Source organism: Bifidobacterium saimiriisciurei (genome assembly GCF_010667655.1).
Taxonomy (GTDB): domain Bacteria; phylum Actinomycetota; class Actinomycetes; order Actinomycetales; family Bifidobacteriaceae; genus Galliscardovia; species Galliscardovia saimiriisciurei.
Map to the genome: position 1 here is coordinate 75,993 of NZ_WHZU01000013.1, position 20,687 is coordinate 96,679.

Consider the following 20,687-nt stretch of genomic DNA (forward strand, 5'->3'; position numbering starts at 1 on the left):
GACCGTCGAGCATCACTGATCGAGGAAGTCGCGCAGCGTCTGCGAACGCGACGGGTGACGCAGCTTCGACATCGTCTTGGACTCGATCTGGCGGATGCGTTCACGGGTCACGCCGTACACACGGCCGATGTCGTCCAGCGTCTTGGGCTGGCCGTCCTCGAGGCCGTAGCGCATCTTGATGACGCCGGCCTCACGCGGCGAAAGCGTCTCCAGCACCTGCTTGAACTGCTCCTGCAGCAGCGAGAACGCCACGGCGTCGGAGGGGGCGATGGCGTCGGTGTCCTCGATGAGGTCGCCGAACTCGGAGTCGCCGTCCTCGCCGAGCGGGGTGTGCAGGGAGATGGGCTCGCGGCCGTACTTCTGCACCTCCTGCACCTTTTCGACCGGCATGTCGAGCTCGCGGGCCAGCTCGTCCGGCGTGGGTTCGCGGCCGAGGTCCTGCAGCATCTGGCGCTGCACGCGGGAGAGCTTGTTGATGACCTCCACCATGTGGACCGGCACGCGGATGGTGCGGGCCTGGTCGGCCATGGCTCGCGTGATGGCCTGGCGGATCCACCAGGTGGCGTACGTGGAGAACTTGAAGCCCTTCTTCCAGTCGAACTTCTCGACGGCACGGATCAGGCCGAGGTTGCCTTCCTGGATGAGGTCGAGGAACAGCATGCCGCGGCCGGTGTAGCGCTTGGCCAGCGAGACGACGAGTCGCAGGTTGGCCTCGAGCAGGTGGTCCTTGGCCTTGCGGCCGTCGTTGGCGGCCCACTTGAGTTCGCGGCGGCGCTTGAAGTCGAGGTCGTCGCCCTGGGTGTCGAGCAGGTGCTGCGCGTAGAGTCCGGCCTCGATGCGTTCGGAGAGGTCGACCTCCTGTTCGGCGTTCAGCAGGCTGACGCGGCCGATCTGCTTGAGATAGTCCTTGACCGGGTCCGCCGTGGCGCCGGTGGCGATCACGCGTCGCTTCGGGTTGCCCGACGGCGTGTAGTTGTCGTCGTCGTCGAGGTCGGTGACGACGAACGCGCCCTTCTCCTTCGGCTGCTCCGGCGGCTTCGGCTTGGCCTCCTCCTCGTCCTCGGAGGATTCGCCGTCCTCGCCGTCGTGCTCGTCGTCATCGTCGGCGATATCGCCGTCGACGTCGTCGAAGTCGCCGTCGAGGTCCGCGTCCTCATCGACGCCGTCGGCGTCGTCGAGCAGCTCGTCGTCGAGTTCGATGTCGTCGTCGCTCTTCTTGCGGGAGCGCGATGCGGTCTTCTTGGCCGGCTTCTTCGCGGAGGTCGACCTGGTGCGCTTGGATCCGGAGGACTTGCGTGTCGACTTCGCCGAGGTCCGCTTCTTCGCACCGGCCGTGGTGGTGGTCTCCTCCGCCTCGTTCTCGCCGGAAGTCGCATCCTTCGCCGCCGCACTACGTGTGGTTCTACGCGTTGCCGTCGTCTTCTCGCCTGCCAACTTGTCCTCCTGGCTTCGTCCTGCCATCGCCTTCTAGCATGAAAGCGCACTTATGGCAAGAGCAAATTGTCAACTAATAGAGTGAACCACGTTCCAAGGACGATTATTCCCGATTCTCCCGTTCACGCCATGCGGGACGGACCTCACGGCCTATCGCGGCGGCGACGATGGACGCCAGCATGCACTGCTCGTCGAGGCTGAGCGCATGCAGGGCGCAGGCGAGCGCCTGCTCGTCCCTGCCGATCCACCACAGCACGAACGACAGCACCGCCAACGGCTGCACGCAGTAGGGAACGGGCACGCGGCAGACCATATGCGCGAGTGCATCGACGCCCCGCTGGCATCGTTCCGGATTCGGCACGGCTGAGGCGTCCTCGAATCCTGTGGTCAGGGTGTCGTAGACGAGTCCGACGCTGTGTGCGTCGCGCGGTTTCGCCACCAGCTCAACCAGTCGTCGTTCATCCACCGGCTCCATAACGGCCAGCAGCACCGCATCGCGCATGGACAGCGTCTCGCCCATGCCCACGCACAGCCCGACGACCGTGTCGGTGTCCAGCTCGTCCATTTCCCCGGCGAGTCTGCCCGTCCAGGCGCCGATAAGACCGCGGGCCCAGTCCCCGTCGACGGAGGACGGCCCTTCCGCCCTCCGTCGACGCCGGAACGAGTCGCGGACGCCGTCCATATGCTCCGAGGATATTCTCAGCTCCCGCAGGTCCTCCTCGCGGGCGTATGGCCCGGTAAGGGGATGCAGCCCCACATCGCTGATGTCGGTCTTATTGTCATTGGCCATCATCGGCTCCTTTGTCGTCGTCCTCTCCCCCGTCGTGTCCCATACCTGCCACTATGGCAGATTCCGGCCCTGCGCCCGCGGTCCGCCGGATAATGTTGACAGACGTGCGGCACACGCGGCGGCGGAACGTTTCGCGGATTGTTGGCGGCCGCATCGGTTGTCAACACCGATTCGTTACTCTCATAGGTATGACCGTTCCTGACCTGACCAACACGTCCATGCACCAAGCCCGCGAATCCTCCGATGGCGGGCTCGCACGGACCCGCGACCGCATCGAGCGGCGCATCGCCGAACTGACGCGGCTGTATTGCTCCGCACAGGAGACCGGCATGCCCGACGATGTGCTGGGCCCGGCCGTCACCGAACAGGCCTTGGTCTCCGGGGAGGGCGGCAAACGGCTTCGGGCGCTCCTGCTGCTCGATGCGTTCGACGCGGCGAGCCCCGCCGGGACGGATTCCCCGGCCGCACGCGGCGCGCTCGACATCGCCTGCGGCATCGAGGTGTTCCAGACCGCCGCGCTGATCCACGACGACATCATCGACGAGGCCGACGTCCGCCGCGGCCGCCCCGCCGCCCACAGGGCGCTCGGCTCCTTCACCCGCAGCAGCTTCCAGGACGTCGATGATGCACGGGCGCGGGCCCTGGGGAGCGGGCTGGGCATCATGCTCGGCGACCTCATGGCCACGGCGAGCGTGTCGATCATCAACGCCGCCGTCGGCACGCTGCCAAACCGGGGACGCATCATGGACCGGTTCCTCGCCATGCACCGCGATGTGGAGGTCGGCCAGGTACTTGACCTCGCGGCGGAGCATCTGGGCCTTGACGACCCCGATGCGCTTGCCAAGGGGTCGCTCGCGGTCTTCCGCTGGAAGACCGCGAGCTACACCACCATCGCGCCAATCGAACTGGCGCTGCTCGCCGCAGGCCTGGATGAGGACGTCTGCCATGATGCCGCACTGCGCATCGGCACTCCGCTGGGCATCGCCTTCCAGCTCGCCGACGATCTGCTTGACGTCGTCGCGGACACCGCGTCCACCGGCAAACCGGTCGGCGGAGACATCCGCGAAGGCAAGAGGACCGTGCTGCTCGCCGACGCGCTCGCCGGGTCCGACGCCGACGACGCCGCATATCTGCGTGGGCGGTTCGCGGCCTCGCACCGCAGCGACGACGACGTGCGCCGCATCATCGGCCTGTTCGTATCCACCGGGGCGGTGGAGCGTTCCCGCGAACGCATCATCGCCCTGTGGCACGAGGCGAACGAGGGCATCGTGTCGTGCGCCGACGCGTTGGGCCTGGATGAGCGGGGGCTTGCCGCGCTCGTTACGGCATGCTCGCGATTCATCCCCTCGGACCTTCGCGTGGAGATTTCCCCCGCATCGCGTGGCGGGAGCCGCGACGGACGACGCTGAATCGTAGGATGATAGGCATGAGCGAAGTGACGGGAGCCCCCATCGGCAATATCATCGACAATCGTTATCGAATCACGCGCAAGATAGCCGAGGGCGGCATGGCCACCGTCTACCAGGCCACCGATATCCGTCTTGACCGCTCCGTGGCCATCAAGATCATGCATATCCAGCTGGCACAGGGTCCCCATAGGGACCAGTTCGTGCAGCGGTTCCATCGGGAGGCGCGATCGGCCGCGGCAATCGCGAACCCCCATATCGTGCAGATCTACGACACCGGCGAATACGACGGTCTGGACTATCTCGTCATGGAGTACGTGCATGGTGTCAACCTGCGCTATGAGATGAACCGGGTCGGCACCTTCAGCGTGCGCGAGACGATCCGCATCATCGGGGAGATCCTCGATGGCCTTGCGGCGGCGCATGGCGTGGGCGTCGTGCATCGGGACATCAAGCCGGAGAACATTCTGCTCAACGACCGTGGTCGTGTGCAGATCACCGATTTCGGTCTCGCCAAGGCGGCATCGCAGGCCACGCTGGCGACCACCGGCATGCTGCTGGGCACGGCCGCGTATCTTGCGCCGGAGATGATCGAGGACAATCTCGCCACCCCGCAGGGAGACCTGTACTCCGTGGGAATCATGGCCTGGGAGATGCTCGCCGGCGAGGTGCCGTTCACTTCGGACAATCCCGTGACGATGGTGTTCAAGCATGTGCACGAGGATGTTCCCGCCCTGTCCGCGCAGCATCCCGGCATGCCGAGGCCCGTCTCCGAGTTCATAGCGCGCCTGACCGGCAGAAGGGTCTCCGACAGGCCGGACGACGCCACGCAGGCGCTGCGCGAGCTGCAGGACTTCTCCCGGTCGCTCACGCCGACCGAGCTCGCCTACCGCATCGGCGACGGACCGCAACCGCAGCCGACAAGCGTGCTGCCGGTCTCCGGCATCGTCCCGGCGGCCCGGGAGGACGAGTCCGCACCGCTTGCCACGGAGGTCATCGGCGACGAGGCCACGGACACCGCAACGTCCGGCTCCCCCGAAGCCGTCGCCGGCAAGCCGCGCCGGCGTCTCGCCATCGTCCTCTGCGTGGTCGCGGCCGTGGCCGCCATGGCCGCGGGCGGATTCGCCTGGTGGTATTATCTCGGCCCCGGAAGCTACTGGACCGTGCCGTCGGCCGACGACGTGGCCTGCACGCAGGGCCAGACGTGCTCCATCAAGGGTGCGAAATTCGCCGACTACGAGCGCACGCTGAAGGTGACCGGCATCCCCTACACGACCTCGGAGGAGTTCAGCGACACCGCGAAGAAGGGGACCATCATCTCGGCCAGCCCGTCCAACGTGGGCGATCATGTGAGCAAGCGCAACAACGATGTGATGACGTTCGTCATCTCCAAGGGCGTGCGGCAGCTGACCATTCCCGCCGACATCGCCGACTCCGGCTCCGCCAACGGCAAGGACCCGATCGGGGCCTTGGAGAAGATCGGATTCACCTCGATCGCGCATGACACGTCGAAGGATGAATACTCCATGGATGTGCCCGAGGGCGCAATCATCAGCATCGACCCGGAGCCGGGATCGACCGTCAACCACAACCGCACGGTCACCGTGGTGCTGTCCAAGGGCCCGATGCCGGTGAGCATGCCCGACGTCGTCGGCAGGACGAAGGCCGATGCGATCTCGATGCTCGGGCAGGCTCGCCTGAAGGTCACCACCAGCGAGACGTATTCCGACACGGTGGCCGCCGGCAAGGTGATCTCCTCCTCCGTCAGGGCGGGAACGCAGCTGCATTGGGGCGATTCGGTCAGTCTGGTCGTATCCAAGGGACCGCAGATGGTGACCGTCCCCGATGTGCGGGGCAAGAGCCAGGACGAGGCCACGAAAACGCTGAAGGCCCTGGGACTGAACGTGAAGGTCAGCGCCCCGTTGGGCAACCTCACCCACACGGTGCGTCTGCAGGATCCGGCACCGGGCAAGCAGGTGCGGGTACGGGACGCGAAGGGCAACGCCACGACCGTCACGCTCACCGTGGTCTGATCACCTGGAGGATGCCGTCCGCATCGTCTCCAGGAAAACGAAGAGCCCCGGCCGATGATTCGGCAGGGGCTTTTTCGAATCGGGAAGCTACGAGATCATGCCTGTCCGGCGAGCTTCTTCTTCATCGTCTGAGCGTATTCGTCCACGTATTCCTGACCGCTGGCCTCGCCGATGACATGCATCATGCGGTCGGTCAGCTCGCGCAGCCTGGCGTGCAGCTCGTCGCGAGTCATTCGGCTGGTGTCGGTCTTCTGCACGGGGATGGGCTCTCCGAAGATCACGGTGGTGCTGCCCTTGCCCGGCATGACCTGTCCGGGCTTCTGCAGCTCCCTGGTGCCGATGATGGCGGTGGGGATGATGGGGCAGCCGGTCTCCAAGGCGAGGCGCGCCACGCCGGTGTGGCCGCGGTAGAGCCGGCCGTCCGGGCTGCGGGTGCCTTCCGGATGGATGCCGAAGAGATGCCCGTCCTCGAGGATGCCGCGGGCGGTCTCCATGGCGCCCAGGGACTTCGAGCCGCCGGAGCGGTCGACGGGGAACACGCCGACCGAGGTGAACCACCATTTCTTGAACCTGCCCTTGATTCCCTTGCCTTCGAAGTATTCGGCCTTGCCCATGAAGTGAATCATGCGCGGGCAGACCAGGGGAAGCAGGCCGTCGTCGATCACGGCCAGATGGTTCGCCGCGATGATGGCGCCGCCCTTTCGAGGAATGTTGTGAAGCCCCCGGACGGTGGGATTGAACCTCCGACGGGCCAGCGGGCCAAGCAGCTTGACGAAGAACCAGTAAAGCACGATACCTCCAGGCCGGAAAACGGCAGTCTCATGGTTACAGTTATAGATATGACTGGCAATAAGAATAGCAACGCCGATGCATCGTCTTCAAATACGGGGCCAAACGACGGTTCCGACATGGACCGGCAGTGGGAGGACTTCCTCGCCTCCCACGAGGGGGACCTGAACGACGTGGCGAGATCGCGCAGCGCCCGGAAGTTCGACAAGGCCGCGAGGAAGGCGGAGAAGAAGGCCCGGTTCGACGTCAACGACCTGAAGGACGACGCCTTCGCCACGCCGCCCCATGGGCGCGGGCCGCGTGATTTCCAAGGACGCAGCTGGCTCGACACCGATGATGTGATGGATGACGACTCCACATTCACACCCCCGAATCCCGATCTCGGTCCGGTGAACCGTGCCGCGGCGCTGTTCGTCGGCATGACGGTGGTCGGTGTGCTGTGTCTGGTTGTCTCGGTCCTGATCCCCTCCGTCTCCGCGCTGTCGGGATCCGTCGGCGGCGTGCTGACCCTGCTGGGGGCGGGCGGCCTGTTCATGCGGCATCGGGGCCACAGTGAGACCAGACGCGACGAGTTCGACGATGGGGCCAGGGTATAGCCGGGGATTCGCCGGCTCCCATCCGATAGACGACTGGATATGCCTGAATATGCGTCGGGCCGCAGCGCGCATCCCCTGTTTTGCATGGGGATGCGCGCTGCGGCCCTGAGCGGCGGATGCCATGCATCCGCATGACGCGATGACTTCGATTCGGCCTTACGCCTCACGCCTCGCCAGATCGGCCGCGCCGATCATGCCGGCGTCGCCGCCCGCCGTCGCGGGCAGGATTTTCGCGTGCTCGCGGTAGGCCGCGGCCTGCAGGAAGCGGGTGTAGTTGTAGCGCGCCGGATCAAGAAGGATGTCTCCCACGGAGACGACGCCGCCGCCGATGACGAAGAGGTCCGGGTCGATGACCGCGGCGATGGCGGCCATGGTACGTCCCAGCCACTCGCCGATCTTGCCGAAGGCGTAGAGCGCCAGCTCGTCGCCCTCCTGGGCGGCCTGCGACACCATCTTGCCCTCCAGCGTGTTCACATCGCCGCCGCACAGCTCGAGCAGACGCTTGCCCTTCTGCGGCATGCGGCGGATGCCGGAGCGGGCGAAGTGCTCCAGCGCGTTGCCGGAGGTGTATCGTTCCGCGCAGCCGCGCAGACCGCAGCCGCAGAAGTCGCCGTCGGAGACCATGGGCAGGTGGCCGAGCTCGGCTGCCATGCCGAAGGAGCCGCGGTACAGTTCGCCGTTGATGATGATGGCGCCGCCGAGGCCGGTGCCCACGGTGAGCATGACCATGTTGCGGCTGCCGCGACCGGCACCGAGGATGTACTCGCCCCAGCCGGCGCAGTTGGCGTCGTTCTCCACGACGACCTTGCACTTGTGGTCGGTCAGTTCCTCGATGCGGTCGGCGAGCGGGTAGTCGATCCACTTGGCGATGTTGGCGGAGAAGCTCATGGTGCGGCGATCGGCCTTGACGTTGCCGGCTGCGGAGATGCCCATGGTGGGGATGTCGGAGTGCAGCCTCAGCGCCTCGTTGTAGATCTCGAGGATGCAGTCGTTGATCTCGTCGGGGTCGGTCGGCGTGGGAACACGCCACTGGCTGAGCACCTTGTCGTTTTCGTCGCAGACGGCTCCCGCGATCTTCGTGCCGCCGATATCGATACCCAGTGTGTACATGGTTCCTCCCTATCGCCTCTCCTGAGGATGACGCTCATCAGTGATGCATCTCTCATCAGGAATTAGAACGTTCAACACTGCCATGATACCAGCGGAGGAAACGACACGCCGAATAACCTTACCAATCGGTTGGTATTTTATTGGCGGCCGGGGCGGCTCCCGCATATACGACGGTGTCCCCGCCATAGAAAGGATGGCGGGGACACCGGTATCAGCATCGGGAGAGGTCATCTCTCCCGACAACCTGAAAACGCGCGATCAGGCCTTCTTGGCGGTCGCCGTGGCAATCCACTTGTCAAGCAGCTCTGCCGCCTTGCCGGAGTCGACCGTCTTCTCGGCAAGCGCATACGCCTCGCGGAAGCGCTCGGCGAGCGTGCCGTCACCGACCAGATGGCCGTCCGCCACGATCGCGGAGGCGGCGTTGAGCAACGCCGTGGTGCGGGAGGGGATGTCCTTGCCGTCGACGAAGTCGCGGAACGCGGCCGCGTTGACCTCGGGCTCGCCGCCCTTCAGGTCGGCGACGTCGATCTTGGCAAGTCCCAGTTCGACGGTCGGATCGAATTCGGTCTCGGAGACCTTGCCGTCGCGGATCTCCCAGACGGAGACCGGACCGGTGGGTGCCAGCTCATCCATGCCCTCGTGCGAGGTATAGACCATGCCGCTCTGGCCGTTGGCGGCGTACACGGCGGCCATGATCGGGCTGACCTCACGCTTGGCGCAGCCGATGGCCACATGGGCGGGCCTGGCCGGATTGGTCAGGGGGCCCAGCACGTTGAATACGCACGGGATGCCGAGCGCGGCGCGAATCGGGCCGACGAAGCGCATGGCCGGATGGAAGGTGCGGGCGAACGCGAAGGTGATGCCCACCTCGTCGCCCACCTCGCCAACGGCCTGAGGTGTCAGGTCCAGCGGCAGTCCGAGCGTTTCAAGCACGTCGGCGGCACCGCACTTCGACGAGGCGGCGCGGTTGCCGTGCTTGACGATCTTGACCCCGGCCGCGGCCGCGGCGACCGAGCCCATGGTGGACAGGTTGACCGTGGCGAAGCCGTCGCCGCCGGTACCGACGATGTCGGTGGTCTCTCCGGAGACGTCGAGCGGCACGGCGTGCGACACCATGGCCTTGGCCGCGCCGGCCACTTCGTCGGCGGTCAGGCCCAGCTGCTGCTGCATGCCCAGAACGGCACCCACGGCGGCGGCGTTGGCCTGTCCCTTCATGAGATCGTCGACATACCACTCACTTTCCGCGGCGGTCAGGTGCTCCCCCTGCACCAGCTTGTTCAGCACTGATTTCCACGTGAATGGCTCGGCCATGATATTCCTCCTTGGCGAGAAAATCGCCTACTGTAGATTCGCTGCCATTGTAGCGAGTCGTCATTACGCCGTCCCGGCGCCGGACGAAATATCCCACTATACGAAAAAGGCGCCCTGCGAAATCCTCCGCAGGGCGCCTGGCGCTATGCGCCAATCATGGTCGGCGCATCACCGTCACTTCTCGTTCTTGCCATGGCACAGCTTGTACTTCTTGCCGGAGCCGCAGGGGCACGGCGCGTTCCTGCCGGTTCCGGGGAAGGTGCGGCCGTCGGCCTCGGGGGCGTGAAGCTCCTCGCTCTTCGGACGCTTCGACGCGGGGACCTTGCCTTCGGCGTGGCTGATCGGCTTCGGACCGGTCACACTGCCCATCTCGGTCTTCACGGCTTTGTCCTGCGTCACTTCGTCGGCCTCATCGGTTTCGGCGGCCTCGGCCTCGTCGGCGTCCTCGTCCTCGGTGTCGGGATCAGCGGGGGCGGAGGTCTCGAGTTCGTCGGCGGCCGGCTTGTCGGCATCCTCGGACAGTTGCTGGGTGGCCTCGGCCACGGCCTGGTCCTCGTCGGACTCGGTGCTCAGGTCCTCGGTGCGGGCCACCTGCTGGATGTCCACATGGAACAGCAGCTGGATGGATTCCTCCTTGATGCCCTCCACCATGGAGTTGTACATCTGGTAGCCTTCGCGCTGGTACTCGGTGAGCGGATCGCGCTGGCCCATGCCGCGCAGGCCGATGCCGTCCTTGAGGTAGTCCATCTCGTAGAGGTGCTCGCGCCACTTGCGGTCGAGCACGGCGAGCACCACGCGACGCTCGAGCTGGCGCATGGCGTCGGAGCCGGCCACCTTCTCGAGTTCGGCGTACTTGGCCTCGGCGTCCTCGACGATGAGCTCGCGCAGCTTGGCGGAGGCCTTCTCCGCCTTGAGGCCATCGAGCTCCTTCTTCACGTCCTCGAGATCGAGCGAGATCGGATACATCTGGCCGAGGGCCTTCCACAGGCCCTCGAGGTCCCACTCGGCGGGCTTGTCGCTGCCGCGGGTGGCGCCCTTGATGTACGAGGCGACGGTGTCGGACAGGAAGCGCTTGATGTCCTCGTCGATGTTCTCGCCCTTGAGCACGGCCTGACGCTCGGCGTACACCACGGTACGCTGCTTGTTCATCACGTCGTCGTACTTGAGCACGTTCTTGCGGATTTCGAAGTTGCGGGACTCCACGGCCTTCTGCGCGTTGCGCACGCCCTTGGAGACGCTCTTGGACTCGATGGGCTCGCCCGTGGGCATGCCCTTGGCCATCACGCGGGCGACGAGCTGCGTGTTGAACAGGCGCATGAGGTTGTCCTCGAGCGACAGGTAGAAGCGGGACTCGCCGGGATCTCCCTGGCGGCCGGAACGTCCGCGAAGCTGGTTGTCGATTCGACGGGACTCATGACGCTCGGTGCCCAGCACGTACAGGCCGCCGAGCTTCTTCACTTCCTCATGCTCGTCCTTGACCTGGGCCTTGACGGCGGCCAGGGTCTCGGGCCACAGCCTCTCGTATTCCTCGGGGGTGTCCTCGGAGGAATAGCCCTGGGCCTTGAGCTTCTGGTCGGCAAGGAACTCGACGTTGCCGCCCAGCATGATGTCGGTGCCTCGACCGGCCATGTTGGTGGCCACGGTGACGGCGCCCTTGCGGCCGGCCACGGCCACGACGGCGGCTTCCTTGGCGTGCTGCTTGGCGTTGAGCACCTGATGGGGGATGCCTGCGACGTCGAGCAGCGAGGAGACGACCTCGGAGGACTCGACGGAGGCGGTGCCGAGCAGCACCGGCTGGCCCTTGGCGTGACGCTTGGCCACGTCCTTGACGATGGCGGTCAGCTTCTCCTTCTTGGTGCGGTAGATGAGGTCGTCCTTGTCCTGACGGATCATCGGACGGTTCGTCGGAATCGGCAGTACGCCGAGCTTGTACGTGTTCATGAACTCGGCGGCCTCGGTTTCGGCGGTACCGGTCATGCCGGCGAGCTTGTCGTACATGCGGAAGTAGTTCTGCAGCGTGATCGTGGCGAAGGTCTGGTTCTCGGCCTTGACCTCGACGCCCTCCTTCGCCTCGATGGCCTGGTGCAGGCCCTCGTTGTAACGGCGGCCGGGCAGCATGCGGCCCGTGTGCTCGTCGACGATGAGCACCTCGCCGCCCTGCACCACGTAGTCCTTGTCGCGCAGGAACAGCTCCTTGGCCTTGATGGCGTTGTTCAGATATCCGATCAACGCGGTGTTGCTCGGCTCGTACAGGTTGTCGATGCCCAGGTAGTCCTCCACCTTGGTGATGCCCGGGTCGAGGATGCCGACGACCTTCTTCTTCTCGTCGACCTCGTAGTCCTCGTCTCGCTTGAGCTTCGGCACCAGCTTGGCGAACTGACGGTACCAGCGCGTCACGTCGCCTTCGGCCGGACCGGAGATGATGAGCGGGGTTCGGGCCTCGTCGATGAGGATGGAATCGACCTCGTCGACGATGGCGAAGTGGTGCTCGCGCTGCACCAGATCGGACTTCTCCCAGGCCATGTTGTCGCGCAGGTAGTCGAAGCCGAACTCGTTGTTGGTGCCGTAGGTGACGTCGGCCGCGTACTGCTTGCGTCGCTCCGCCGGCTTCTGGTCGGTGATGATGCAGCCGGTGGTCATGCCCAGGAAACGGAACACACGGCCCATCAGGTCGCTCTGGTAGCTGGCGAGGTAGTCGTTGACGGTGACGACATGGACGCCCTTGCCCTCGAGCGCGTTGAGGTAGCTCGGCAGGGTGGCGACCAGGGTCTTGCCCTCACCGGTCTTCATCTCGGCGATGTTGCCCCAATGCAGGGCGGCGCCGCCCATGAGCTGCACGTCGAAGTGACGCATGCCGAGCGTGCGCTTGGACGCCTCACGCACCGTGGCGAACGCCTCCGGCATGATCTTGTCGAGGCTTTCACCGTTCTCGATACGCTGCTTGAACTTGGCGGTCTGCCCTTTCAAATCCTCGTCGGACAGGGCGGAGATGGTGTCCTCCAAGGCGTTGGTCGCCTCCGCCACGGACTGAAGCTTGCGAAGCTGGTGCCCTTCGCCGATACGCAGGACCTTGTCCAGAACGTTTACCACGAGTTATCTCCTCAACTATGACGTTGCCTTCGGCCCGAACGACAACCCTGTTCAGGCACAAACAGTATACATAGTACGCGATTGCGGTGAATTTCAATGATTATGCGCTGTTTTTATCGAAAAGACGGCGGGTGCCGGGCCAGGTCCGGCACCCGCATATACGAGGATGCCCTCGGGTTTTCCGAGGGCATCCTGTTCATGCATATGACATGTGCGACGGTTCGGCGTCGACCGGGTCAGTCCTTCTTGACGTTCTCCGGGGTATCGATCTCGAACACGCCGTAGCTCCAGCCGTGACGGTGGTAGACGACGGACGGGCGTCCGGTCTCCTTGTTCACGAACAGGAAGAAGTCATGTCCGATGAGCTCCATCTCGTACAGGGCCTCGTCGATGCTCATCGGCTCGGCGATGTGCAGCTTGCGACGGATGACGATCGGGGTGTCGCCGACCTGGACCTCCACCGATTCACCGGGACCGAGGTCGCCGGCGACGGCATCGGCCGGGCTGTTGCTCGGCTCGTCGACGGCGGGCTCCTCCACGGCCGGCGGCTCGACGACGCCGAGGTCGACCGGCTGGGGGTTCGTGTAGCCGCGACGGTGGTCCTTGCGGCGGTCCCTCGAACGACGCAGACGCAGCGTGAGCTTGTCCAGCGCCAGATCCAGCGCGCTGAACTCGTCGGCGCTGGAGGCCTCCGCACGCACCACGGTACGGCCTGCGATGACCGTGATCTCGACTCGCTTCGCGGTATCCGCCTGACGGGGATTTCCCTCATGCGTCACCACAATCTGAGCACGCTGCGCGTCTGGAGCAATTGCGGTCACACGATTCATCTTGTTTTCGACGACATCACGGAACCGCTGCTTGATCTGAGTGTGACGCCCGGTAACGACGATTTCCATGTGGACCTCCTTTATCAAGCGGTTTGCCACCGCTGTGGACACCAATCGGCAACCTCGCCGAAAAGCTACTTCCGATTCTAGCCGACGTTGTCGTATTTTTGTGGAATTCAGCGATATGAAAACTCGTGTTCACCATAACTGCTATGGTTATCCATCGAGACCCCCAGATGACCGCGGTCCGGCGATATCGCACGGGCTGAGGAACTTCCGGGCTCCACAGAGCACGATGGCGGATAACGTCCGCCCAGGGCGACCTGAGAGATAGCGCAACAGAGAACAGACCGCCCGGCCCAGCCGGGTAAGGGTGAAACGGCGGTGTAAGAGACCACCGGACGACCGGTAACGGAAGTCGCATGGCAAGCCTCATCGGGAGCAAGGCCAAGCAGAAGGCGTCAAGGGCTGCTCGCCCGTGCCTTCGGGTAGGCTGCTGGAGCCTGACGGCAACGTCAGGTCGAGATGGATGGTCATCCGTATGGTTCTTCCATACGACAGAACCCGGGGTACCGGGGGTCTCATTTTTTCTTTCCGTTCTTCCCCGCGAATCGCACGCACATTCCCCGTGAATCACGGCGATGCCGAATCCACGGGGTTCCGGACGATTCCGGCCATTTGAATTCAGGCAACGGACCGTCGGTCAATTGACGAGCCGTCGGTCAGTCCATGCCGTCCACATCGTCCGCGCCCTCCACGAACAGCTCGTCGGCCACCTGGCGAATCAGGTCGGGATCGTGGCCCTTACGGCTGCCGGCACCCCATAGACGCTGTCGTCGCTTCCGCATATCCAATCCTCGGGTCCTCGCGGCCACTTTGCGGCCAAGCTCATATGCGGATTCCACGAACTCACCCCGCCCGTCGGCCTCGGCCACGGCCCGGGATGCGATCTGTCTGCCCACCCCTTTGCGGGAAAGCTCCCGCAAGGTTCCGGAGCGGCCCATCTGGCGTGCAATGCAGTAGCGCACCGCGGAAGCCGCATAGGCCTCGTCGTCGATGAGGCCAAGCTCGGTAAGCCGGCCGACGACAATATCAATGACCTCGGCATCGTAACCCTTCAGCCCAAGGCGTTCGGCAAGGGCGCCGGAGGATCGCGACGCATAGTCCAGCAGGGTCAGCGCGGCCTCTCGACAGGCGTCCTCATCGGTCGGGTCCTGCGGGCCATCGGCTCCCGAGACCCGACCGTTCGTGCCGAATCCCCCGCGCCTCGGCCTTCTGCCCATCCGCTGCCCCTTGTCTCGCCGGCGAGAGGCGGATGAAGCGGAATGCGCGGTCTCCGCCGTCTCACCGTCGGAGGCATCCGCGGACATGCCCTCAACGCATATGCCCTCCGCAGGCCCGCCGTCCGACGGGCTCTCCGCGGAGGGATAGGGGCGTACGGGATGGGAGCGAAGAAACACCTCCGCGGATATCATGCCTTGGCATCCTCCGCCGCATCCGCAGAGGCATCGGCGGCTCCCGAGGCGCCGACGGCATCGCCCGCCTCATCGGGATCCGGTTTCTCCACACCGAACGCGACCTTGACCTTGTGCTCGATCTCGTCGGTGAGGGCAGGGTTGTCCTTGAGGAACTGGCGGACCTTCTCGCGCCCCTGCCCCAGCTGGTCGCCATCGTAGGTGAACCAGGAGCCGGACTTTCTGACGATGTCGCTCTGCAGGGCCATATCGAGCACCGAGCCCTCGCGAGAAATGCCCTCGCCGTACAGCACGTCGAATTCGGCCGTCTTGAACGGCGGCGCCATCTTGTTCTTCACGACCTTGACCTTCGTGCGGTTGCCGACGGCCTCGTCGCCGTTCTTCAATGTCTGGATCCGTCGGATGTCGAGACGGACCGATGCATAGAACTTCAGTGCCTTGCCGCCGGTCGTGGTCTCCGGGGATCCGAAGAACACGCCAATCTTCTCACGCAGCTGGTTGATGAAGATGGCGGTGGTGCCGGCCTGTGCGAGCGCGCCGGTCATCTTACGCAGCGCCTGGCTCATCAGCCTGGCCTGCAGGCCGACATGGCTGTCGCCCATGTCTCCCTCGATCTCCGCCTTGGGCACCAGCGCCGCGACGGAATCGATGACGATGATGTCGAGCGCGCCCGAACGGATGAGCATGTCGGCGATCTCCAGCGCCTGCTCGCCGTTGTCGGGCTGGGAGACGATCAGGGAATCGGTGTCGACGCCGAGCTTGCGGGCATATTCGGGGTCGAGCGCATGTTCGGCGTCGATGAACGCCGCCACGCCGCCCTTCTTCTGGGCGTTGGCCACGACATGCAAAGCGAGGGTCGTCTTTCCGGATGATTCGGGACCGTAGACCTCGACGATCCTGCCCTTGGGAAGACCGCCGATGCCCAGCGCCATGTCAAGCGCCAACGACCCGGTGGGAATGACCTCGACGGTCTGCACGGGCTTGTCGCCCAGTCGCATCGCCGATCCCTTGCCGAAGCTCTTCTCGACCTGCGCAAGCGCGGTGTTCAGCGCCGCCTGCCTTCGTGCGGCGAGCTGTTCGGGGGAATCCTGCTGCTTCTTCTGCTGTGCCATCACTTGCTCCTTGCGTCGGTGTACCCGGACTTCCACGGTAGGCCCGCATGCATGGCGAATGCCAGTCGTGCGGAGAATGTGGAAAAACGTACCACCCTTAATCGAACATGATCAATGTTGCATTGCGCGCAACATCCCGCTATCTCCGAAAGCAACTATACTCGAACATTTGTTCGAAGAGATGCGACACGCCGAAAATCACCGCCATGACTTCGGCGGCATGGGCGGGGCGTTGTGCCCGCTCCCCCATCGGCGGGCATCGGGGACATCCATATGGTCGCACAACACGTTCCATACCACGCGCGGCTCGACGCCGGCGTCAAGCGCCTCGACGACGGTCATGGAATCCAGCGCATCCAGACTCTGATCACGGGAGAGGCTCCGGCCGTAGGACCGGCCGAACACCTCCTCCAGCAGCTGCCAAAATTCTCGTTCCTGCACAGCAGACGAAACTAGTCGTTGGCCTCAACCTCGCGCACGCGGTCGGCGACCATGACCAGCATGTCGGAGAGCCTCACGCCGAGGGCCTGTGTGATGGATACCAGCAGTTCCGAGCTGGCCTCCTTCTGCCCGCGCTCCACTTCGGAGAGGTAGCCGAGCGATACCCCGGCCTTGCCGCTGACCTCGCGCAGGGTCTTGTGGTCCTTGGTGCGCAGCGAGCGCAGCACCTCGCCGATCACCTTGCGCAGCGAGATCTGGCCTTCGTCCCCCGAGACCACGCGCGTGCGCTCGGCCTCATTGGCCATGTCGGCGACGCCGTCCTCACGGTCGGCGTTCGCCCACATGCGGCTCAGCGCCGCCTGACGGTCGTCCTTGGCCTTGCGGGCCGCCCTCGCACGGAGAATCTGCTGCTGCGCGAACGCCACCGCACGCTTCTGCGCCGGCGTGAGGTTGCGCGCCATGGCCTTGCCGTCGGGCATGGCCACCGCGGCCCGCTCGACCGTCTTCGTCTCATTGTCGTATCGCGTTGCCGTAGCCGTCATATTCGCTCCTTTGTCCAACCCTAACGTTCCTCGTTTCCCTACATGCTTCAACCGGACCGGCTTCCGTTTATTCCGCTATGCGATGCAAATGTGACACACTTCACAACAGGAACGACTTGATGTGCTACACGCACGCATCGTCGCAACCGGTGCCGTCCAGCCGTTCCAGCAGCGCCGCGATTACTTTGTCGACCGTGGCCCGCCGAACGTCCTCGCGGGCGCCATGAAGACGCAGCTTCCGCGATTCGAGCACGTATCCGCAACGCCTCACATCCGTCGGCACGCACAGGCCGATATACACCAGACCGGCGGGCTTGCCGCCGTCCGGCCCGGGGCCGGCCACCCCGGTGGTCGACAGTCCGATCACGCGTCCGCGATATTCGGGGCGCGTGCGATACAGCTTCGCCGTGCCCCTTGCCATCTGCCGGGCGACCTCGGGATGCACCGTCCCCTCGGCGTCCAGCAGCCGCTCGTCGACGCCCAGCACGCCGGCCTTGGCGTGGATGTCGTATGTCACCGCCGACCCGAGGAACACCTTGGAGGCGCCGGGGACCCTCACGAACGCGTCGGCGAGCAGTCCCCCGGTCAGCGATTCGGCACATGCTATGAACAGCCCCCGATGCTCGCACAGCGCCAGAACCCTGGCGGCATGGTAGTCGCGCGACGCCTCGTTGCCGCGATCAGTCAATGGTCTTCCCCTCCTTCTGCGGCGTATCCGGCGCCGCAGGACGACGGATACGCAAATCGCCGCGTCATCCGACGCGGCGACGGTCATGGACGGACGATCAGCGCCGTCCGAACGTGTTTCTCAGATAGACACAGCCCGAGTACAGGCACAATACCAGCGCCACAAGCAGCAGCACATAGGAAAGGCCGTAGTACCATGCCGTCCAGTCGACGCCGGGAGCGATGACCCCGGACAACGACCACATCGGCACCATGAACATGGACAGCGAGATGGACTGGAACACCGTCTTGAGCTTGCCCGGCCACGCGGCGGCGATGACCTTGCCGCCGGGACGCTCCATCACGAAGAACCTCATGACGGTGATGCCGATCTCACGGATCAGGAACAGGATGGTGATCAGCCACGCCCACGCGAATTCGCCGAATGCGGCGAAGATGACCAGGGCCGAGCACATGAGCAGTTTGTCGGCGATGGGATCCATCAGCTTACCGAGCTCGGTGACCTCGTTGCGGGAACGGGCGAGGTAGCCGTCGATCTTATCGGTGCTTGCCGCCACTATGAACAGCACTGCGGCGATCCATCGCAGCGTCAGGTCGCCGCGCCCTTCAGGACCGGCCAGCACCGTCAGCGCGATGTACACCACCACGAGGATGATGCGCGCGAAGGTGACGAGATTCGCCGGCGTGTTCCATCCTTCCAGAAGCGAGTGCCTCACGTTTTCCGAATCATTGCTCTCGGACATCAAATACTCCTTGCCGCGCATACGCGCGGCCGCTTATCCTGAACACCGTTATGCGGTTTCCAAGCGTACCGCATGGCCATACCATGACTTCGACGGGAGGCCTTGGCGAACGGCCCGGCGACTATTCGGCGCCCGGCCCCGAGGCCGACGCAGATGGGGCCGACGGCGTCAGCGACGAGGTCTCCCCCTTGATGAACGCCAGCACCTGGGGCAGGTCCTGCGGCTGGACCAGCACCTCCCTGGCCTTCGATCCCTCGGACGGTCCGACCACGCCTCGCGACTCGAGCAGGTCCATGAGACGGCCGGCCTTGGCGAATCCGACGCGGAGCTTCCTTTGCAGCATGGACGTCGAGCCGAACTGCGAGGAGACCACGAGCTCCGCGGCCTGCAGCAGGACATCCATGTCGCCGCCGATCTCCTCGTCCGGTTCGACGGCGCTTTTGTCGGCGTCCTTGGCCATCTGCTCGATATCCTCGCGGTAGTGCGGCTTGCGCTGGGTCTTGACGAAATCGACCGCGTCTCGGATTTCGGATTCGGAGACCCACGAGCCCTGCACGCGCAACGGCTTGGCGCTGCCCATCGGCAGGAACAGCGCGTCGCCCTGGCCGATGAGGCTTTCGGCGCCCGTGGTGTCGAGGATGACGCGGGAATCGGTGGCCGACGACGTGGCGAACGCGAGCCTGGAGGGGATGTTCGCCTTGATGAGGCCGGTGACGACGTCCACGGACGGACGCTGCGTGGCGAGCACCAGATGCACGCCGGCCGCTCGCGCGAGCTGGGTTATGCGCTGGATGGAGCTTTCCACATCGTTCTTGGCGACCATCATGAGGTCGGCCATCTCGTCGACGACCACCAGCAGGTACGGATACGGCGCGACCTTGCGGTTCGATCCCTCGGGCGCATGGACCTTGCCGGCCCGGACGGCCTCGTTGAAGTCCTTGACGTGGCGGAATCCGAAGTACTGCAGGTCGTCGTAGCGGGAGTCCATCTCCTTGACGACCCATTCAAGCGCCTGCGCGGCCTTCTTCGGATCGGTGATGATGGGCGTGAGCAGATGGGGGATGCCCGCATAGGCGGAAAGCTCCACGCGCTTGGGGTCGACCATGATGAGACGTACCTGCTCGGGCGTGGCACGCATGATGATGGAGGTCAGCATCGAGTTGATGAAGCTGGATTTGCCGGAGCCGGTGGCGCCGGCCACCAGCAGGTGCGGCATCTTGGTGAGGTCGGCGGTGACGAAATGGCCTTCGACGTCCTTGCCCACGCCGGCGAGCATGGGGTTATGGTCCCCCCTCGCCTTGTCGGAGCGCAGCACGTCGCCGAGATGCACGATCTCGCGGTCGATGTTCGGGATCTCGATGCCGATGGCCGACTTGCCCGGGATCGGGGACAGGATGCGCACGTCGGAGCTTGCCACGGCGTAGGCGATGTTGCGCCGCAGATTGGTGACCTTCTCGACCTTGACCCCGGGACCAAGCTCCACCTCGTACTGGGTGACGGAGGGTCCTCGCAGGAATCCCACGACCTGGGCGTCGACCTTGAACTGCTCGAAGGTGTCGCGTAGCGCGGCGATGACCTTGTCGTTCGCCGGCGTTCTGGCGGCGTGGGGCTTGCCGTGCTTGAGCAGTTCCAGATCGGGAAGATGGTATTCGCCGTCGGCGGGAGGGATGGGCGCCGCGGGGGAAACGGCCGAGGGGGCGGATGCCGACGGCGCCGCGGGCACGGACGCCCCCGACGACGGGGAGTCCACGGCCGGGGAGGCTCCCCCGTCGCCGGCCGTCCCGGAGCGGGAGGCGGCGGGCATGGCGCCGCCGTCCGTGGGCATGATGGCGGTCGCCCAGGGGTCCGCCACTACGGGCATGGACGTGGAGGACGTGGTCATCGGCATGGTCGGAGGCACCACGGACGCGTTCGAGACGACGGCGCGGGGCTGGTGCGGGGGCAGGTCGTCGCGCCGGTCGACCAGCGAGGTCTCGGCGGTCTGGCCATGCGTGCTTGCCGCCTTGTCGAAGGCGCGGTCGGCCGCGTACTCGTCGAGCTTGCCGTCCTCGCGCCCGTCATTTCCCCGGTACCGGAGGAACAGGCGACGCCACCACGGAATGTTCTCCCCGGATTCCCCATCGGAGCCGTCGTGCGCGGGGACGCCTTCGGCGAAGGCCATGGTGTCGTCGCCGACACGAACCTCGTTGGGGAAGTCGCCGTGCCCGGCATCGCTGTCCTTGTCCCCGCGCACGCCGGTGACGCCGGCCACGAGGTCGTTGACGCGCTGGGGTATCTCGGCCACATGGGTGCGGGTTA

At 65.1% G+C, this 20,687-nt stretch carries 17 protein-coding genes and 1 other RNA gene; 4 read left to right on the plus strand and 14 right to left on the minus strand.

Going from position 1 to position 20,687, the window contains the following annotated elements; all coding sequences use genetic code 11:
- Positions 1-12: 12 nt before the first annotated feature.
- Positions 13-1,434 (minus strand): RNA polymerase sigma factor, encoded by a 1,422-nt coding sequence (locus GFD18_RS08380; RefSeq protein WP_404801622.1) that lies wholly within the window; start codon positions 1,432-1,434, stop codon positions 13-15.
- Between the two features lie 103 nt (positions 1,435-1,537).
- Positions 1,538-2,224, minus strand: a complete 687-nt coding sequence (locus tag GFD18_RS08385; RefSeq protein WP_163199375.1) for a DUF4192 domain-containing protein — start codon at positions 2,222-2,224, stop codon at positions 1,538-1,540.
- 218 nt (positions 2,225-2,442) lie between these two features.
- Here GFD18_RS08385 and GFD18_RS08390 point away from each other — a divergent pair, with 218 nt between their 5' ends.
- Both GFD18_RS08390 and GFD18_RS08395 read left to right on the plus strand, forming a co-directional pair.
- A complete protein-coding gene (locus GFD18_RS08390) occupies positions 2,443-3,633 on the plus strand; it encodes a polyprenyl synthetase family protein (protein WP_404801623.1) in 1,191 nt (396 codons plus the stop codon).
- A gap of 17 nt (positions 3,634-3,650) precedes the next feature.
- Complete coding sequence (locus tag GFD18_RS08395; RefSeq protein WP_163199373.1) at positions 3,651-5,663, plus strand: protein kinase domain-containing protein; 2,013 nt, start codon at positions 3,651-3,653, stop codon at positions 5,661-5,663.
- 95 nt (positions 5,664-5,758) lie between these two features.
- Here GFD18_RS08395 and GFD18_RS08400 read toward each other — a convergent pair whose 3' ends face one another.
- Positions 5,759-6,454: a lysophospholipid acyltransferase family protein gene (locus GFD18_RS08400; protein WP_163199371.1), complete on the minus strand. Its 696-nt coding sequence runs from the start codon at positions 6,452-6,454 to the stop codon at positions 5,759-5,761.
- Positions 6,455-6,571: 117 nt separating this feature from the next.
- On the opposite strand from GFD18_RS08400, the gene GFD18_RS08405 reads away from it, so the two are divergent.
- A complete protein-coding gene (locus tag GFD18_RS08405) occupies positions 6,572-7,048 on the plus strand; it encodes a hypothetical protein (RefSeq protein ID WP_225433002.1) in 477 nt (158 codons plus the stop codon).
- 156 nt (positions 7,049-7,204) lie between these two features.
- On the opposite strand, the gene GFD18_RS08410 is transcribed toward GFD18_RS08405, so the two are convergent.
- From GFD18_RS08410 to hpf, 4 genes are all read right to left on the minus strand, one after another.
- Positions 7,205-8,158 carry an ROK family glucokinase gene (locus GFD18_RS08410; protein ID WP_163199367.1) on the minus strand — a complete coding sequence of 318 codons (954 nt, stop codon included), beginning with the start codon at positions 8,156-8,158 and terminating at the stop codon, positions 7,205-7,207.
- A gap of 258 nt (positions 8,159-8,416) precedes the next feature.
- Positions 8,417-9,469 carry an anthranilate phosphoribosyltransferase gene (trpD, locus tag GFD18_RS08415; protein WP_163199365.1) on the minus strand — a complete coding sequence of 351 codons (1,053 nt, stop codon included), beginning with the start codon at positions 9,467-9,469 and terminating at the stop codon, positions 8,417-8,419.
- Positions 9,470-9,643: 174 nt separating this feature from the next.
- Complete coding sequence (secA, locus tag GFD18_RS08420) at positions 9,644-12,559, minus strand: preprotein translocase subunit SecA (RefSeq protein ID WP_163199363.1); 2,916 nt, start codon at positions 12,557-12,559, stop codon at positions 9,644-9,646.
- A 236-nt stretch (positions 12,560-12,795) separates the two neighbouring features.
- Positions 12,796-13,458: a ribosome hibernation-promoting factor, HPF/YfiA family gene (hpf, locus tag GFD18_RS08425; protein WP_100511368.1), complete on the minus strand. Its 663-nt coding sequence runs from the start codon at positions 13,456-13,458 to the stop codon at positions 12,796-12,798.
- 155 nt (positions 13,459-13,613) lie between these two features.
- Here hpf and rnpB point away from each other — a divergent pair.
- An RNA gene (rnpB, locus tag GFD18_RS08430) (RNase P RNA component class A) lies at positions 13,614-13,977 on the plus strand.
- Positions 13,978-14,111: 134 nt separating this feature from the next.
- On the opposite strand, the gene GFD18_RS08435 is transcribed toward rnpB, so the two are convergent.
- From GFD18_RS08435 to GFD18_RS08465, 7 genes are all read right to left on the minus strand, one after another.
- On the minus strand, positions 14,112-14,672 hold the full coding sequence (locus GFD18_RS08435) for a regulatory protein RecX (RefSeq protein WP_225433003.1): 561 nt from the start codon (positions 14,670-14,672) through the stop codon (positions 14,112-14,114).
- A 188-nt stretch (positions 14,673-14,860) separates the two neighbouring features.
- The gene (gene recA, locus GFD18_RS08440) at positions 14,861-15,976 is read right to left on the minus strand and encodes a recombinase RecA (RefSeq protein WP_163199359.1); all 1,116 of its coding nucleotides are present in this window, start codon (positions 15,974-15,976) and stop codon (positions 14,861-14,863) included.
- A gap of 198 nt (positions 15,977-16,174) precedes the next feature.
- Positions 16,175-16,417, minus strand: coding sequence for a DUF3046 domain-containing protein (locus GFD18_RS08445; protein WP_163199357.1), 243 nt, complete (start codon positions 16,415-16,417; stop codon positions 16,175-16,177).
- 11 nt (positions 16,418-16,428) lie between these two features.
- The gene (locus GFD18_RS08450) at positions 16,429-16,959 is read right to left on the minus strand and encodes a helix-turn-helix domain-containing protein (RefSeq protein WP_163199355.1); all 531 of its coding nucleotides are present in this window, start codon (positions 16,957-16,959) and stop codon (positions 16,429-16,431) included.
- 124 nt (positions 16,960-17,083) lie between these two features.
- Entirely contained in the window at positions 17,084-17,647 is a 564-nt protein-coding gene (locus GFD18_RS08455) for a CinA family protein (protein ID WP_404801620.1), read from the minus strand.
- Between the two features lie 97 nt (positions 17,648-17,744).
- A complete protein-coding gene (gene pgsA, locus GFD18_RS08460; protein ID WP_163199352.1) occupies positions 17,745-18,389 on the minus strand; it encodes a CDP-diacylglycerol--glycerol-3-phosphate 3-phosphatidyltransferase in 645 nt (214 codons plus the stop codon).
- A 121-nt stretch (positions 18,390-18,510) separates the two neighbouring features.
- On the minus strand, positions 18,511-20,687 hold a 2,177-nt coding region (locus tag GFD18_RS08465; protein WP_163228271.1), incomplete at its 5' end, for a DNA translocase FtsK.